We start from the raw sequence: 16608 nt of genomic DNA, 5'->3' as shown, positions 1-16608 counted from the left end.
CTCGAACCTGGCGTAGGCCGCCCGCACGCTCTGCTCGGCAAAGGCGCGGTCCTGTCAGCTGCGCACCTCGGCGCACTTGCCCGGCTCGATGGCCTTGTACACCGCGAAGAAGCGCCCGATCTCAGCCACCGAGCGCCAGGGCCGGTCGGGCACGTCGGCGATGTGTTCCTGGCGGGTACGCACAACAGCTTCGCGTGTGCCCCGTTCTGGTCGCGTATCCGGAAAACGCCCACCACGGGTCCCGCGACTTGGCCGTTCGGGAGGTGTTACTGGTGACGAGTACGAGCGGGTCCAGCGGTTCGCCGTCCTCGGCACAGGTGTGGGGGACGAAACCGTAGTCCGCAGGGTACTGCGTGGCGGTGAGCAACGTGCTGCCCAGCCGGATCCGGCAACGCTCGTGATTCATTCGTACTTGTTCCGGGACCGGCGTCTCCACCACGACGTCGGGATCCATACCGCACCTCCGAACGCGATCGCCGCACTCGCGGAATCCTCCGCCTGTCAGAGGAGGACATCCGCGGCGGGCCCGCAAGCCACCGGGACCTCGACCAGCCAGGGGTGGAGGTCCCCCGCGACGCCGTCGATCAGTCGGAAGCTGATGGAAGCCTTGTCGATCGCAACGCCGGTGGGCAGTGGAGAGCTCGTCCACGTAGGCGCCGGGAAGGGGGCGTAGTCGCCCGCCGCTGACCTCGGCCGGGCGTAGGTCTTTCTGCGGAGCCTTCCACCAGTTCGTTGACACGGGTGGGTCGATCCAACTCGTGACGTCGGTGCCTGCGGGCCCGCCGTGCGGTGTGCGTTGTACTTGATCTCGCCGCGCGGCGGTGGGTTGAGCGACGGGGTGATGACCACTTCGTCGGCCTGCCCACCCCCGGCGGCCTTCGTTGCGGGTCACCACGGCTCGCGATCGTGCGAAGATCGGCGTGTAGCCGCCTGTTCGGTCGGCCTGCCCTCGGAAGTGACCGAATCGCATGACCGGTCATCAGCGGTCTTTTGGGTCGCATCTGGATGTCCTGACGTCCCCCGTTCAGATTCCGCACGCGGGCGGCACCTGACGGTCGCCGCGGATTCGCTCCGGTTCGATGAGGCCACGTTCCCGCGAGCGCAGGGGCGGGCGCGTCCGCTCCCGTGGCCGAAAGTTCGGTGCGATCGAACCTGGCGATGCGATCGACCGCGCGTGCCAAGCGAATCTTCCGATTCCGCCGTACCGTTGACGGCGCAGAGCATGTCGCTAGGGGAATTCGTATGAAGATCTCGCACACCTCCCCGAAGCCGCACACTGGCCAACAAGAGGCAGTGCTCAGCTCCGAGCTCCACCGGATGTTGGAACGGTCGAGGGCGATGTTCGAGAGCCGGGATGAGAAGGGCATTCTTCGCTTAGCCATGTCGTCGGTTCCCGAGCTGGGCGCCTTCCATGCGTCCGCCGCGTTCCTGTTGAGTTCCGGGGAGCTGGTGGCCGTTCCGTCTGCCGGGCACGAGGCTTCGAGCGTCCTCGCCGACCAGCTCGCGGCGCTGCGGGGTGAGGACGGCCCGGTCCTGGGGTCGGAGGCGAACTGGGCCTGGGCCTTCGGCCTGCGGAGCCCGGACGGGCTCACCGGCTACCTCGTGCTCACCGGTGAGCACGAGCCGGCGCCCTCCGAGCTGTCCCTGTTCCACGTCCTCGCCCAGCACACGGCTGCGGCCCTGGCCAACGCGTCGTTCCTGTACGAGCGAGACCACGCCCGGCAGCTGAGCCGGCTCAGCGAGGACCTGGCGACGATGAACCAGCATCTCAAGACCACGGTCGACGACTTGCAGCGTCGCGCGACCATCCACGAGACCTTCACCCGGATCACGGCCACCAATGGCGATACGGCCGACATCGCCGCCGCCCTGCACACGCTCACCGGCAGGCCGGTCGCGATCGAGGACCGGTTCGGCAACCTGCTGTCGTGGGCGGGCCCGGCCGAGTCGCACCCCTACTCCGCGCCCTATGGGCGGCGGGAGGAGACGCTGCGGCAGGCGTCGGCCCGCAACGGGGTGGCCCGCAACCGGGACCGGTTGGTCATCCTCGCCCAGCCCCGGCACGAGATCCTCGGGGTGATCGCGCTGATCGATCCGGAGCCGACCGTTGACCCGCACGTCGCCTATGCGATGGAGCATGCAGCGATGGCGCTCGCCCTGGTGCTCACCCACGCCCGCAACCTCGCCGAAACCGAGCTTCGGCTGCGCCGGGACCTCGTCGAGGATCTTGTTGCCGGCGTCGAGGACGACAGCGTGTTCGCCCGTTCCGAGGCGGTCGGCCACAACCTCCACGGGCCGCACTACGCGCTCGCGGTCCAGTGGCGTGACGCGAGCGCCGATGACGTGGTCGCCTCGGCCGTTCAGCGCGCCGCGAAAAAGCTCGGTATGTCGGGCCTGGTGTCCCGGCGTTCGGGCGCCGTGGTCCTGTTCAACAGCGGCCGCCCAGACGGCAAGGGCTTCTACCACGCGCTCGCGGGTGAGCTGGGCGATGAGTGCGGGGCGATCGGGGTGGGTGGTCGCTGTGACGCCCCGGCCGAATTCGCCAGGTCGTACCGGGAGGCGTTGCGTGCCTTGCGGATCCGCCAGGAGTCGCGGGAGCGTTGCGGCACCACCTTCTTCGACGAGATCGGCCTCTACCGCATCCTCGGCCAGGGGGAGGGCGGAGCGAACGTCGAGACGTTCGTGCGAGAGTGGATCGGTCGGCTCCTCGACTACGACCGCACCCATCGTGCCGACCTGGTGAACACGCTGTCGCACTACCTGGATCGCGGGGGGAACTACAACGCCACCGCCATGGCGCTGGTGATCCACCGGAGCACGCTGCGCTACCGGCTCCGGCGGATCCGGGAGATCTCCGGCATCGACCTGAGCGACGTCGACAACCGCCTCAACATGCACGTGGCGACCCGCGCCTGGCGGGTTCTAGACACCCCGTCCTGAGCCAGTCAGCGCAACGACTGCACGCCGATACCCTGCTCGGCCCGCTTGCGCAGCCGCGGCGCCACCTGGCGCGCGAGAACCTCATCCCGGTTGAGCAGCGGGAGCGTCGGCACGGCCTGGATCCCGACATCCGGCATGGACCGGCCTGCAGCGGTGCCCAGAAGTCGACCAGCACGAACAGTGACGACTCCTCGGCGATTTCGAGGAAGTCTCGGTCGCCGACGTCGACCACTCTGCTCAGACGCGGCTCAGCTCCGGTGGCGCAGGCGCGCGCGGGTAGCCCGGAGCCTGCGGCGCAGTGTTCGGAACGTGGGCCGACGCAAGTGCACGTGGGCGGGCGGGGTTGGGGACAACGCCGCCTTGTGCGCCCCGCCGGCGGGGTCGACCTCGGCGAGGATGCGGGAGATGTCGGCCAGCACGCTGCCGATGACGAGCCAACTCATGGTCGTCGAACCGGCGGTTTCCCCGCGTTGCGTCGCGAGTTCCTGGCTGAGCGCGGCCAGCTTCGCCCGCGCATGTTCGATGTCGCGTACCAGTTGCCCGCGCAGCCCTTCCTCGTCCGGTGCGTCCGGGTCGTCGACGATCAGGGCCTGCGCCCAGGTCTCCACCGCCCGCCCGGTGCTGGTCACCAGCTCGCCGACCCGCGCGGTGACGGCGGGATCCCACTCGGCGCCGGAGCGGCCCTCTCCTACGTCGACGAGGGCTCGGGCGATTCCGCTGGCCTGGTCAACGATGTGGTCGGCGGCGTCGGCCCCCGCGCGTGCCCGCTCCAGCAGCGCCGCTGGCTCGGGCTTGCGTGCGGGGCTGACGAACACGCTGTGGCGCGGGTTGTAGCGCAGGCTCTCGGAGGCGTGGTCGAGTTGCTCGCGGATGTCGGCGATCTCGTGGTGGAGGTCCCGCGCCGTCCACAGCAGCTCCCGGGTCCGGCCGGGCTCGAACACGAGCTCCTCGTAGGCGAGACGCTGTCCGATGTCGATCAGCAGTCCCGCGGTCTTGTGCGCCATCGTGGCGATCGAGTCGCGCGCAACGTGCACGTGCACTGGCGGCGCGACCAGCACGTTGACCAGCACCCCTACCAGTGCGCCAACAACAGTCTCGAAGATCCGCTCCTGCGCGTAGCCGGTCGCGGTGCCCCCGATGGCCAACACCAGCAGCGCGCTGACGGCGACCTGGTTGGTCTGCCCGCCGAGCCGGAACATCCGCCCCACCAGCAACGCCAGCAGCAGCACGAAGGTCAGACTCCAGGCGTTGAGGCCGAGCCACTGCCCCAGCACCAGGGCGAGCAGTACGCCGAGCACGACCCCCACGACTCGGCGGAAACCGGACTGCATCGTCTGGTACACGGTGGCCTGCACGACGAGCACCGCGGCCAGCGGCGCTAGCACCGGGCTCGGCACGCCGGTCAGCCGCGCGGCCACCACCCACGCAATTCCCGCCGCACCGGCGGTCTTGAGCATCAGGAGCTGATCGCCTTCCGCTTGTGAGCCCACGACCGCCCGGCCGACGAGTGCCCTCGTCCGCGCGAGGCCGGCCCGCCACCTGCCCGGCAGGGCATCCGGGTTGTCCGGGTCGGAAGTGCGACGCATCGACACCGGCTCCTCTCGTCCGGGGTCACCAGGGACCCGAGCCCCGGCCGCCGCCGTCCGCGGTTCGGAATCGTGCAATGCCGGTGGGCGGCGGGTAGGCCGCGAGCAGCCGCATCACTTCGCCGCGAGCGGACTGTGGGCGGTCTTCATGGTCGTCCTGCTGACCGGGCAGCAGCAACCGACACGCCACTGTTGCCGCCGGTCGAGACGATCCCGCCAATGCGCGCGACGACAACCCGCCGGAGCATCGGGTCGTGGAACGCACCTTCGCGCTACTGCACCAGTTCCGACTCCTGGCCATCGCTGGGAACGCCGCACCGACCTCCACCACGGCTTCCTCACCCTCGCCACGACAGGGACGACGCCTTCGTCGTAGAGCGGCTGGCCGTCGACCGGCTCGCCGCGGGGGGATGCGGTCCGGGCCGGTGCCTCCCGCGGGATCCGCACGGTCGTGCTCGTACCCGGTCTGATCCGGGCCCCGGCGAACACGGTCACGCGTCGCTGATCTATCGATCCGTCGCCGGGACCGGTGCCGCCTGCTACGTCGGGGAGGCCTCAACACCTGCCGAAGCCGTCGCGGCCGACCTCGGCTGCACCACACGCAGCCTCGATCCCACCGCAGCGGCCTAGGCGTGGGCGAGTTCGACGCGTTGGTCCTCGGCGCGTCCAGACGGCTCCGCGCGCCGCGCTCGCGCCGCGAGCTCGGCTGGATCCCATGTCACACCGACATGCTCACCATGATCGGCTCGCTCCGGTTGTGGGCGCTGGTCTGGCCACGGAAAGGACCTCCCATGACCACCACCTGGCCTCTGACCGGGTTCACCGTCCGTTCCGTGTCCACCGACGACACCACCCTCTCCGTCGCGGTAGGCGGCGGACCGGCACTCGTGCTGCTCCACGGCGGGCTGCAGACCGGACGGGCTTGGCGACACGTCGTGCTGGCGCTGGCGCGTACCCACACCGTCGTTGTTCCCGATCTGCGCGGCACCGGCGTGAACGCCCGGCCGGGCGCCGGCTACGACAAGCAGAACAGGCCCGGGACCTGCGCGGCCTGCTCGAGGCGCTCGACCTCCCGCGGTCCGCCGTCGTGGTCGGCCACGACATCGGAGCCATGGTCGCCTTCGCCGGGGCACTCCAGTTCCCCCGCGAGGTGTCCGCGCTCGTCCTGCTCGCCGCGCTGCTGAGAGGCCTCGGGCTGGAGGAGGCGATGAACGTGGCCGACGGCGGCATGTGGCACTTCGGGTTCTTCATGGCACCCGATGTGCCGGAGATGCTCCTCGACGGGCCCGAACTCGAATTCGCGACCACCACCTTCGGGGCGATGAGCACGTCGGGCACCTTCACCGATGACGACCTGCGCACCTACGCCGAGGCATACCGCGGCCGGGACCGGCTGCGCGGCGGCTTCGCCCACTACCGCACCCTGCTGACGGTCGGCACAACCGCGAACTTCTCGCCGACCGGTCACTGCCGATGCCGGTCCTGGCCGTCGCCGCCGGGCTCCACGATGCCGGCGCGGATCCGGCCGTGCCGTTGCGGGCGCATGCCGACGACGTCGTCGGCGTCAGCGCACCGTCGGGCCACTTCGCCGACGAGGAAGCCCCGCAGTGGCTGGTTCGGGCCGTCGAGGAGATCTCCGCACGCCGCGCACAGCGAGGTACCTCGCTGTGGGCGAGTCCCGGGAGCAGGGGTCCGGCTCGGTGCGCGCGAGCCGCCGGTCGTCGGCGAGCGCGGCGTGATCACGAGCGGCTTCCCCGACCGGACACGGCGCCGGGCGGCGGCGTCGAATCGTCGAGCGGGAGGATCAGCCGGACTTCACAGCCCGCCGTCGGCAGTGGGGCTGTCGGTCGTTCCGATAGCGAGGATCGTCAGGATGGTGCCCGTGATCGAGGTAGAACCGCCCGGCCATGGTCATCGCCACCCGCCACACGCCGTCGCGTTTGCTGATCGTGATCAACCCGCGGTCGCGAACGGCGTTGGCAGAGTGCCGGAGCCGTAAGCGCTCGGGTCCGCCGAGATCCTCGGAGGCGTCGACTCGCTTCAGGAGGTCGAGCTGCTTTTCGTTGAGGGGGTCCCGCCGCCGTATGGCGAAATATCAGCGGCAGGAATCAGGCAAGAACCGAACGCGAACTTCGACGGGGGTGTACGTCCCTTGAGCGGTCGCGCTGCGCGTCTTCTTGGCATGGTGAGCACGGCGATAACGTCCCCATGCCACTGGCGGGGACGCGCGGTGACCCACCTGCGTCGGAGGGTGAGGTCTCGCACCCTCGCTTGCGGTCCGCCGTGCTCGCACCGTCGGCAGGACACCGCGTTCCGTGGTGGTTACCACTGATCCTGCTGCTGAGAGTCGTGCTGCCCTGAAAGCCGATCTGTTCCGCCCGCCGGTGGGTGATGCGGCCGAATTCTTCGGATCTCGGGTTCTACCGCACCGTGGATGGGTTTCACCTGTCGTTGCGCGAGGGGGCATCCTGGCGGGCGTGCTGACGAATTCTGACGAGCAGAGCGCGGGCCTCTCCGTGGCCCGGGTGGTGGAACTGCTCGATGCCGTTGCCGGTGAGCCCGAGGATGACGCGGCCAGCGTGTTCGAGCGGCTGAGCTCGGAGCTGCCGGCAGGAGAAGCGGCGGGGTTGGTGGATCGCCTTCGTGACCTCCGGTCGCTGCTGGCGCGCTGGCGTCGCCGTGGGCAGGAGTTGTCGGCCTTGTTCTCCAGCGCGCGGGAGCTCGCTGAGCTGCGCGACACCGATGCGTTGCTGCACCGCCTGGTCGAACGAGCGCACGCCCTGATGAGCACGGATGTCACCTACTTGTCGGAGTTCTACGAGGGCAGCGACGAGCTTCGGGTCCGGTCGACCTTGGGGTCCGTGGCACCGTCGTTCCGCGACTTGCGCGTGCCGCCGGGGATGGGGTTGGCGAGCAAGGTGGTGCGCACGCGGTGTCCGCAGTGGACCTCTGTTTACCAGGCGAACCATTCGGTCCCGCACGAGCAGGAGATCGACGCTGCCGTAGCGGCAGAGGGACTCGTTTCGCTGCTGGGCGTGCCGCTGGTGGCGGGGGATCGGGTGCTCGGGGTTCTGTTCGCGGCGAATCGCAGCAAGCACGAGTTCGTTCCGGACGAGATCGCTCTGTTGAGCGCGTTCGCCGATCATGCAGCGGTCGTGCTCCAGACGGCGCGGCTGTTGGAGCAGGAGCGGATCGCAGCGCAGGAGGCGGAGCGGGCCAATTCCGTCCTGGCGAGCAACGTCACCGCGATGGAACGTGCCAGCGCGGTCCACGAAGATCTCACGGCCGTCGTGCTGACGGGCGGTAGCGCGAAAGGGGTGGCGGAGACGCTGGGGAAGGCGTTGGAGCGCCCCGTGCTGGTTCTGGACCGCGACCTCGTGCCCGTTGCGCAGGAGCCGGACGACGGCGGAGCGGAGTACTCCGTTGCTGACGGAGACCTGCTGCCAGCCGTGCGGGAAGCGATCGACGCGAGCAGGCTGTCCGGGCGGTGCGTCTTCGTCGCAGGCATTCCGCCGCGTCCGGAGGTGGCCGTCGCCGTCGTGGCGGGGGAGACCTTCCTCGGAGCGGTGGTGGTCGGGTACGGCGACCTCGAACTGCGCGAGGTCGAGCAGCGCACGATCGAGCGTGCCGCGCAGATCGTAGCCCTCGTGGCCGTCAAGCAAGAAGCGATCGCGGCGGTGGAGGACCGAGTTCGGGGGGAACTGGTCGCGGACGTCCTTCGCGGGGACCAGCACCGTTGGCAGGATCTCCTGCTCAGGGCACGGGCGCGGGACGTGCGGCTCGAAGGGTTGCGCGCAGTGGTCGCGGTGGCGGTTCCCGTGGACGGCCGGAGATCCGCCACCGAGGTGCTGCGGAGGTCGGCTGCAGGCGGGCTGGTCGGGGAACGAGATGGTCTGCTGGTGCTCCTGTCTCCCCTCGAAGATCCCCTGCTGGCGGCGCGCGAAGCATGGAATGCCGTCCAGGGCGGCCAGCCAGGCCCGGTGCTGGCGGTCGCCGGTCCGCCTGCCGCGTCGCCGGAGGAATTGGGGCGGTGTTTCGAAGCCGCGCGGCGATGCGTCGAGGTCGTGCGGAGTGTGGGCACGTCGGAAGGGATCGTCGACTCACGGGCGTACGAGCCGTACATGGCGATGTTCGGTGCCGGGAGCAAGGACCTGTCCGGTTTCATCGACTCGACCATCGGACTTGTGCTGCGGTGGGACGAGGAGCGCGGCACCGAGCTGTTCAAGACGCTGTGCGCCTTCGTCGACTCGCACGCCAGCCCGAGTCGTGCGGCGCGCGTCCTGCACGTCCACGTCAACACGGTGACGCAGCGGCTCGAACGGATCGGTGCGTTGCTGGGGGCGTCGTGGCGTGAGCCGGAGTCGCTGTTCCGTATCTCGGTGGCGACCCGCCTGCATGCCTTGGCCCGGCACATCGAGGGGTGAATTCGCCGGCCTCGGGCGCCGCCGGGCTGATTCCACCGGTCGCGAACTGGACGAGGTTTCCAGCGCGCACGCGGTGGGATCACGTCCGACGGGCCGATCCTCCACGGTTTCCTGGAGGAGCTGCACGAATCACACATGGTCGCCGAGTCGAATACGTGCGATCGACCCGTGTTGCTCAGGTCACGGCCTGCCTACTGTTGCTGCCAACCGGCGGTCGTGCTGCACCGAGTGGTCCAACATCCGCTCCTGCCGCCGGTAGAAGCGGTCCGAGCGACGCGGCTCGGGTGATGTGGAGGTATCGGTGACCACGCAGAGCAGAATTCCTGGTTTCCGGGATGGATCTCCGGGCGACAGGCGGGTTTCGGCGGCTCGGAACGCGGGTGTCCCGCTTGCTGCCCTCGAAGTGCTCACCTCGGGCGGGCTGACCGTCGAGCAGGCCGACGGCATGATCGAGAACGTGCTCGGAACGTTCGGCATGCCGATCGGAGTGGCCACGAACTTCACCGTCAACGGTGCCGACGTCCTGGTCCCGATGGTCACGGAGGAGCCTTCGGTCGTCGCCGCGGCCAGCAATGCCGCCCGGATCGCACGAGAACGGGGCGGCTTCCACACCAGCAGCTCCGAGCCGATCATGCAGGCGCAGCTGCAGCTGCTGGACGTGGCGGACCCCGACGGCGCGCGGGTGCGGCTGCTGGAGGCCGCTGATGAACTGATCGGCCTGGCGAACGATCAAGATCCGCGACTCGTCTCCGTCGGCGGCGGGGTGCGCGACCTCGCGGTGCGCACGGTCGAGGCGCGCGCCGGTCGTTACGTCGTCGTCCACCTGGTCGTCGATGTGCGCGACGCGATGGGTGCGAACGCCGTGAACACCATGGCGGAGGCCCTCGCCGATCGGGTCGGGGAGATCGGCGGTGGTCGCGTGCTGTTGCGCATCCTGACCAACAAGGCCGATCTGAGGTTGGCGCGGGCGCGGGCGGTGTTCGCGGCCGATTCGCTGGGAGGTGCGGAGGTCGTCGGTGACATCGTGCACGCCGCCGCGCTCGCCGAAGCCGATCCCTATCGCGCCGCCACGCACAACAAGGGGATCATGAACGGGATCACCGCCGTCGTGCTGGCGACCGGCAACGACACCCGCGCGGTCGAGGCAGGAGCGCACTCCCACGCGATCGGGGCGGACGGCAGGTACACCGCCTTGTCGCACTTCGAGGTAGACCGCGACGGCGACCTCGTCGGCACGCTCGAACTCCCGATGCCGGTCGGCCTGGTCGGCGGAGCGACCAAGGTCCACCCGGCGGCGCAGACCGCGGTGCGGCTGCTCGGGGTGTCCAGCGCGTCCGAGCTGGCCGAGGTCATCACGGCGGTGGGCCTGGCGCAGAACTTCGCGGCACTGCGCGCATTGGCGACCGAGGGGATCCAGCGCGGCCACATGTCGCTGCACGCCCGCAACATCGCCGTGTCGGCCGGTGCCACGGCAGACGAGATCCCTGAAGTCGTGCGCCGGCTGGTCGCCGATCGGGCCATCCGGACCGACCGGGCCGAGCAGGTGCTCGCCGAACTCCGAGCACGGGGCAGCTGACCCGGCCGTACGGCGGATCACGAGCAACACACGTCAAAGGAGACGTAGCGACTATGACCCTGCACGTGGGAATCGATGTAGGCGGCACGTTCACGGACGCGGTCGCCGTTCACGACGGTCGTGCCGTGCGCGGCAAGGCATTCTCGACGCCGGACGTCACGACGGGCATCCTCAACGCCCTCGCCGGCCTCGAAGACCTCCTCGGCGTCGGGGAGGGGGCGTTCTACTCGCGGATCGATCGATTCGTCCTCGGCAACACGATCGTCACCAACGCCGTCGATGAGCAGAAGTACTCGGCCGTCGGGCTGCTGACCACGCAGGGCTTCCGCGACACGCTGCGCATCGCCCGCTCCGCGCGCGACGACGAGCGGGATCCGCACCGCATGGCACCGCCGCCGGAGATCGTCGAGCGCAACCGCATCGTCGAGGTACCGGAGCGCATCGACTCCTCCGGCGACGTCCTCGTGCCGCTCGCCGAGGACGCCTTGGGCCGGGCCGTCGAGCGCGTCCTGGCGGCGGGGGCCGAATCCTTGGCGGTGTGCCTGCTGTGGTCGTTCCGCAATCCGCGGCACGAGCAGCAGATCGGCGAGTACCTGGAGGCCCGCCACCCGGAGCTGCCGTACACGTTGTCCAGCTCGCTGACACCGGTGTACCGCGAGTACGAACGGATGGTGACCACCACGCTCGACGCGGCCGTCAAGCCGATCGTGGCGCAGCACTTCGACCAGCTCGCCGCCGAACTCGCCGCGCGCGGTCTGCGCACGCGAGTGCAGATCATGCAGGTGCACGGCGGTTTCCTCTCGGTGGAGGAGACCAGCAAGGCGCCGATCGCGATGTTCAACTCCGGTCCGGTGGGCGGCGTGACCGGCGCTCGGCTGCTCGGCCAGCACTTGGGGCGGCAGCGGGTGCTCACCGCGGACATGGGCGGCACGAGCCTGGACGCCGCGGCGATCATCGACGACGAGTTCCGCGTGCTGCCGCGTGCCGAGATCGGTGGCCTGCCCACCAGCCTCACCGCGGTCGACATCGAGACGATCGGTGCGGGTGGGGGAAGCCTGGCGTGGATCGACGGTCGCGGTGTCATGCGGGTCGGGCCGCGCAGCGCCGGTTCGGTCCCGGGGCCGGCTTGCTACGGCAAGGGCGGTGACCGGCCCGCCGTCACCGACGCGGCACTCGTGATGGGCCTGCTCAATCCCGACTACTACCTGGGCGGCACCGTCCGCCTCCACGAGGACGAGGCTCGCGCCGCGGTGCACCGCCACCTCGCCGAGCCGCTGGCGCTGGACACCGACGTCGCGGCGCACGGCGTGTACCGCCTCGCGGTGTCGCAGATGGCCAACGCGGTCCGGAAGATCACGGTCAACCGCGGCCACGACCCTCGTGAGTTCACGCTCGTCGGATTCGGTGGGGCGTGCGGGTTGTTCGCGGCCGCGATCGCCGCCGAGATCGGGGTGAGCGAGGTGGTCGTCCCGCGCAACGCCGCCGTGTTCTCCGCCTACGGGCTGATGCACGCCGACTCGGTCTTCTCCGCCGTGCAGACCACGCCGTGGACGTTCGCGGAGCCGGCGGCGGACCTGGAGAAGGAGTTCTCGGCGCTGGAGTCGCGAGCCCAGGAGTGGTTCGAGACCGAAGGAGTTCCCGAGCAGCACCGGGAGTTGTACCGCGAGGCGGACATGAAGTTCATGGGCCAGATATTCGAGGTCACGACGCGGCTGCCGAGCAAGAGTTTCGGCGAGCAGGACAAGGACCTGCTGCGCGGGCGATTCATCGAGGACTACGAGGCGGAATTCGGCGCGGGCACGGCCTGGACCGAGGCCGAGGTCCTGCTGATCAATTCTCGCGTCAAGGCGATCGGGCGCACCGAAGCTCAGCAGATCACCGACAACGGCGGCGACGAACGGCACGCCGTCTCCCACCGGGAGTACGTCGACCCCGCGACCGGGCGACGGCGGAACGCCGAAGTGCACCGCGGGTTCAGCGCGTTGGGCAAGGCGCAGGGACCCTGCCTGCTCGAAGAGCGGGACACCACCGTGTACGTGCCCGAGGGAGCGGTGGTGGAAGTCGTCGACGGCGGCCACTTCCTGATCCGCCTGAACGCCGCGTGAGACCACTCGTCAGCCCCACCAACGTTGCACGGAGACGGCAATGACCACGAACTCCACGTACATCCCCGCAGGCTTCGACCCCGTCACCCTCGAGGTGCTCCGGATGCGGCTGGACTCCATCGTCGAGGAGATGGGCAGCGCGATGATCCGGTCCTCCGGATCACCGGTGATCACCGAATCCGGCGACTTCAACACCGCGCTGTTCGACCCCGAGGGACGGATCTACTCCTATTCGGACTTCGTCCAGTTCCACATCGGATCCGGCAGCGTGGCCGTGCAGAACCTCGTCGCGGAGATCGAGGGCGAACCGCTGCACCCCGGGGACGCGTTCATCTGCAACGACCCGCACACCGCCGGTTCGGCGCACCCGCCGGACACCAACGTCATCTCCCCGATCTTCTACGGCGACGAGCTCATCGGCTGGGCGCAGTCGCAGGCGCACCTGGTGGATGTCGGCGGGATGACCCCAGGAGGCTTCGCGCCCGGAGCCTACGACTGCTACAGCGAAGCGCTGCGGCTGCCGCCCGGAGTGAAGGTCTTCGAGCGCGGCAAACCCGTCGAGTGGGTGCGCCGCGTGCTGCTGAACAACGTCCGGGTTCCGACGCTGTTCTGGAACGACGTGCGCAGCCTGGTCGCCAGCAACAACACCGGCATCCGCAGGCTGTGCGGCACGGTCGAGGAGTTCGGGCTCGCGGAGTTCCGCGAGCACACGCGGGTCAACTTCGAGATCGCCGAGCGCGTGGTGCGCGAGCGGATCGCGCTGCTCACCGACGGCGTGTACGAGGCCGACGAGTGGACCGAGCACAACGGCCACGTCAACGAGCTCTACCGCGTGCACTGCACGATGACCAAGTCCGGTGACCAGATCACGATGGATTTCGCCGGTTCCAGCCCGCAGACCGACGGCTTCATCAACCTCAGCTACGGAACGTTGGTGGGCAGCGTCGCCAGCGCGCTGGTGCCGATCCTGGCTTGGGACGTGCCGTTCAACGAGGGCGTCATGACCGCGTGCACCGTGCTCGCCGAACGCGGTTCCCTGGTCAACCCGCTGCCACCGGCGCCGATCAGCAACGGGCACCTCACCACCGGTGCCCGGGTCAGCCGGCTTGTCACCAAGCTGCTCAACGAGGCGGCCCGGACCAGCGACAGCGAGCTGATCCGGGCCCGGACGCAAGGAGTCTGGGCGGATTCCTGGACCGGCGGCATCTCTGCGGGCAGCCGCGACGACGGCGAGTTCTTCGTGCTGTTCAACATGGACGGCGGCGGCATGGGAACCGGGGCGCAGCCGGTGACCGACGGCCTCGACTGCGGCGGGATGATGACCCAGGTCAACAACGCGCTGCCGGACGTCGAGATGAACGAGATGCTCTACCCGGTGCTGTACTTGTGGAAGCGCCTCAACCTCGACAGCGCCGGGCACGGCGCTCATCGAGGTGGGCACGGCCACGAGTTCGCTTGGAAGCTGCACGGGGCGCGAGAAGTGACCCAGACCGTGTTCGCGCCCAACGCGCAGGTGGTCGCGGACGGCTTCGGCGGCGGGTTCGCGGGAGGGGGCAGCGGACACGCGGTGTGGCGCGGCACCAACATCAACGACCTGCTCGGCGGCGGGACCGTCCCGACGGACGGCGAGCTGACCGCCGATAGGAGAGATCTGTTGGAGATCAACCAGCAGGACGTCACGATCGGTTCCGACGACGTGTTCGTCCAGTGGGTGGCCGGCGGCGGAGGTTACGGCGATCCCCTGTTGCGCGATCCGGAGCTGGTCGCCCGAGATGTGGCCGACGGGTACCTGACCGCGGCTGCCGCGTCGCGGGTGTACGGAGTGGAGTTCACCGGCGGCGGCGTTGATCGCGGTGCGACCGAGCACCGGCGCACCGCGCTGCGTACCGAGCGGCTCGGCGGAGCGGTTCCGGTGCAGCCGGTGTCCGCGGGCGCGACCGCCGAGAGCTCCGCCCCGCGACGTGACGCCGCGGGCTGGTACTGCCCGGCGAGCGGTGCACGGCTGGGCACTGGTGCGGACTGGCGACCCGGGGCCCTGATCCGCACCGGCATCGCATCGGAGCGGTTGTCCGAACTCGGTGTGCGGGTGCGAGCGCGGGAGTCCGAACCCGCCGTGTGGATCGACGAGCTGATCAGTCCAGCGTGCGGCACGTTGCTCGAGACCCGGATCCGGGTGGCGCCGCGCGAGGAAGGGAAGACGCGATGAGCGAAGTTCCAGCGAGTTCCGACAGCGCGACGACCTCACGGGGTCCGCTCGCGGGCGTGGTCGTCCTAGACGTGACGCGGGTGGTGGCCGGGCCGTTCTGCTCGATGATCCTGGCGGATCTCGGCGCCACCGTCATCAAGATCGAACGCCCCGGCGATCCGGATTACGCGCGGGACTTCCCGCCCTTCCTCGAATCGGAGAACGGCGATCGGTTCAGCGCATTCTTCGCCCAGTACAACCGGAACAAGCTCGGACTCACCCTTGATCTCGCCGTCCCGGAGGGCAAGGAGCTGCTGAAGCGGCTTGTCGAGCGCGCCGACGTGCTCGTCGAGAACTTCCGCCCCGGCACGATGGACAAACTCGGCCTCGGCTACGAGCAACTGCGGCAGGCCAACGCCCGGCTCGTCTACACCGCGATCTCGGGCTTCGGCCAGACGGGCCCGTACCGGCGCCGACCGGCGTTCGACAACAGTGCGCAGGCCGCCGGCGGACTCTGGTCGATGAACGGGAACCCGGATCAGCCCCCGACGCGGGTGGGGACCATCATCGGCGACCTGGCGGCGACCATGTACGCCGTGATCGGAACTCTGGCGGCGCTCCGGCACGCCGAGCGGACCGGAGAGGGCCAGCTCGTCGACGTGGCCCAGCAGGACTCGGTGCTCTCGTTGACCGAGAACGCCGTTGTCTCCTACACGGTCGATGGCACGATCGCGAAACCCTTGGGCAATGCCCACCCGTTCGTCCGGCCCTACGAGCTCTACCCCTGCAAGGACGGGTACGTGTTCTTCGGCGGTTACACGGACAAGTTCTGGAGGCTCACCTGCGCCATGTTCGGCGAGCACGACGTGGCCGAGGACCCCGAGATCGACACCATGGCCAAGCGCTTCGATCCGGAGGTCTACGAGCGTCGGGTCCGGCCATTGCTGCACCGGTGGATGGCGGGGCGAACGCGAGCGGAACTGGAGGAGCTCGCGGGCGATCAGGTACCGCTCACCGCGATCAAGGACATCGGTGATGTCGTGAACGATCCGCACATCAAGGAACGCGACATGATCGTCGATGTCGAGTACCCCGATTTCGGCACGCTCCAGATGTTCGGCCAGCCCGTGCACCTCGGCGCCACTCCGGCCGATCCGCGGGGTCTCGCGCCCAAGCTCGGTGAGCACAACGACCTGCTGCTGCGGGGTTTGGCGGGGTTGTCCGAGGACGAGATCGCGGTGTTGCGCAGTTCGGGGGCGGTGTGAGTGGGCATCACCTTGGAACGCGAGGGCCCCGTGGCGGTCGTCCGGTTCGACCGTCCCGACAAGCTCAATGCCCTGACGCTGGCGATGTACGACGAACTGGCCGAGGCGTTCGCGGAAGTGCGCGACGACGATTCCATCGCGGCGGCGGTGCTGACGGGTCGCGGCGACCGTGCCTTCTGCGTCGGGGCGGACCTGGAGGAGTCCATCCCCGCCTTGGCCGAGGGCCGGTTCGACATCTCCCGCTGGGACGGCGCGCACCAGAAGCACACCGATGTGTTCAAGCCCGTCATCGGGGCGGTCAACGGGCTGTGCCTGGGGGGCGGTTTCGAGATCCTGCTCTCCACTGATCTGCGAATCGCCAGTGAACAAGCCGAATTCCAACTCCCGGAGCCCCGCGTCGGCGTGGTGCCCGCAGGGGGAACGCTCGTTCGCTTGACGAGGCAGATCCCGCACGCGTGGGCGATGCGGCTCCTGCTGCTCGCGGAACGCCTCAGCGCCCGCGAAGCGCTGCGGTACGGGCTGTTGAA

The 16608-nt window shown here is 69.3% G+C and carries 10 protein-coding genes and 2 pseudogenes; 8 read left to right on the top strand and 4 right to left on the bottom strand.

The annotated features are described in order from the left end of the window. Positions 1-54: 54 nt before the first annotated feature. Together LCD35_RS30055 and LCD35_RS30775 are read right to left on the bottom strand one after the other, a co-directional pair. Positions 55-183 carry a hypothetical protein gene (locus LCD35_RS30055; RefSeq protein WP_255615272.1) on the bottom strand — a complete coding sequence of 43 codons (129 nt, stop codon included), beginning with the start codon at positions 181-183 and terminating at the stop codon, positions 55-57. Then, positions 122-454 (bottom strand): inorganic diphosphatase, encoded by a 333-nt coding sequence (locus LCD35_RS30775; RefSeq protein WP_224957877.1) that lies wholly within the window; start codon positions 452-454, stop codon positions 122-124. Before LCD35_RS30775 ends, LCD35_RS30055 begins: the two co-directional genes overlap by 62 nt. An 884-nt stretch (positions 455-1338) precedes the next feature. Here LCD35_RS30775 and LCD35_RS20235 point away from each other — a divergent pair. Then, positions 1339-2940: a CdaR family transcriptional regulator gene (locus LCD35_RS20235; RefSeq protein ID WP_224977537.1), complete on the top strand. Its 1602-nt coding sequence runs from the start codon at positions 1339-1341 to the stop codon at positions 2938-2940. Positions 2941-2945: 5 nt separating this feature from the next. Here the strand turns inward: LCD35_RS20235 and LCD35_RS30050 are convergent, their stop codons facing one another. Together LCD35_RS30050 and LCD35_RS20230 are read right to left on the bottom strand one after the other, a co-directional pair. Continuing rightward, entirely contained in the window at positions 2946-3077 is a 132-nt protein-coding gene (locus LCD35_RS30050; RefSeq protein WP_255615271.1) for a hypothetical protein, read from the bottom strand. Positions 3078-3188: 111 nt separating this feature from the next. Beyond that, a complete protein-coding gene (locus LCD35_RS20230) occupies positions 3189-4526 on the bottom strand; it encodes an aromatic acid exporter family protein (protein ID WP_224957873.1) in 1338 nt (445 codons plus the stop codon). A 728-nt stretch (positions 4527-5254) separates the two neighbouring features. Between LCD35_RS20230 and LCD35_RS20225 the strand changes: the two are divergent. From LCD35_RS20225 to LCD35_RS20195, 7 genes and pseudogenes are all read left to right on the top strand, one after another. Then, positions 5255-6525 (top strand): annotated as a pseudogene (locus LCD35_RS20225) (alpha/beta fold hydrolase). Between the two features lie 478 nt (positions 6526-7003). Then, the gene (locus tag LCD35_RS20220) at positions 7004-8950 is read left to right on the top strand and encodes a helix-turn-helix domain-containing protein (protein ID WP_224957869.1); all 1947 of its coding nucleotides are present in this window, start codon (positions 7004-7006) and stop codon (positions 8948-8950) included. Positions 8951-9227: 277 nt separating this feature from the next. Next, a pseudogene (locus LCD35_RS20215) lies at positions 9228-10526 on the top strand (hydroxymethylglutaryl-CoA reductase, degradative); the annotation flags it as partial. Between the two features lie 53 nt (positions 10527-10579). After that, positions 10580-12631, top strand: a complete 2052-nt coding sequence (locus LCD35_RS20210) for a hydantoinase/oxoprolinase family protein (RefSeq protein WP_225044657.1) — start codon at positions 10580-10582, stop codon at positions 12629-12631. Positions 12632-12671: 40 nt separating this feature from the next. Continuing rightward, positions 12672-14837, top strand: coding sequence for a hydantoinase B/oxoprolinase family protein (locus LCD35_RS20205; protein WP_224957866.1), 2166 nt, complete (start codon positions 12672-12674; stop codon positions 14835-14837). Next, positions 14834-16081 carry a CaiB/BaiF CoA-transferase family protein gene (locus LCD35_RS20200; protein WP_224968341.1) on the top strand — a complete coding sequence of 416 codons (1248 nt, stop codon included), beginning with the start codon at positions 14834-14836 and terminating at the stop codon, positions 16079-16081. The genes LCD35_RS20205 and LCD35_RS20200 overlap by 4 nt, the downstream gene beginning before the upstream one ends. Next, on the top strand, positions 16082-16608 hold a 527-nt coding region (locus tag LCD35_RS20195), incomplete at its 3' end, for an enoyl-CoA hydratase/isomerase family protein (protein WP_225044656.1).

It is taken from the genome of Saccharopolyspora sp. 6V (genome assembly GCF_020176785.1).
In the GTDB taxonomy this organism is placed as follows: Bacteria; Actinomycetota; Actinomycetes; order Mycobacteriales; family Pseudonocardiaceae; genus Saccharopolyspora_C; species Saccharopolyspora_C gregorii.
Note: the sequence above shows the minus strand (reverse complement) of the source record. Positions and strands in the feature narration are given on the sequence as shown.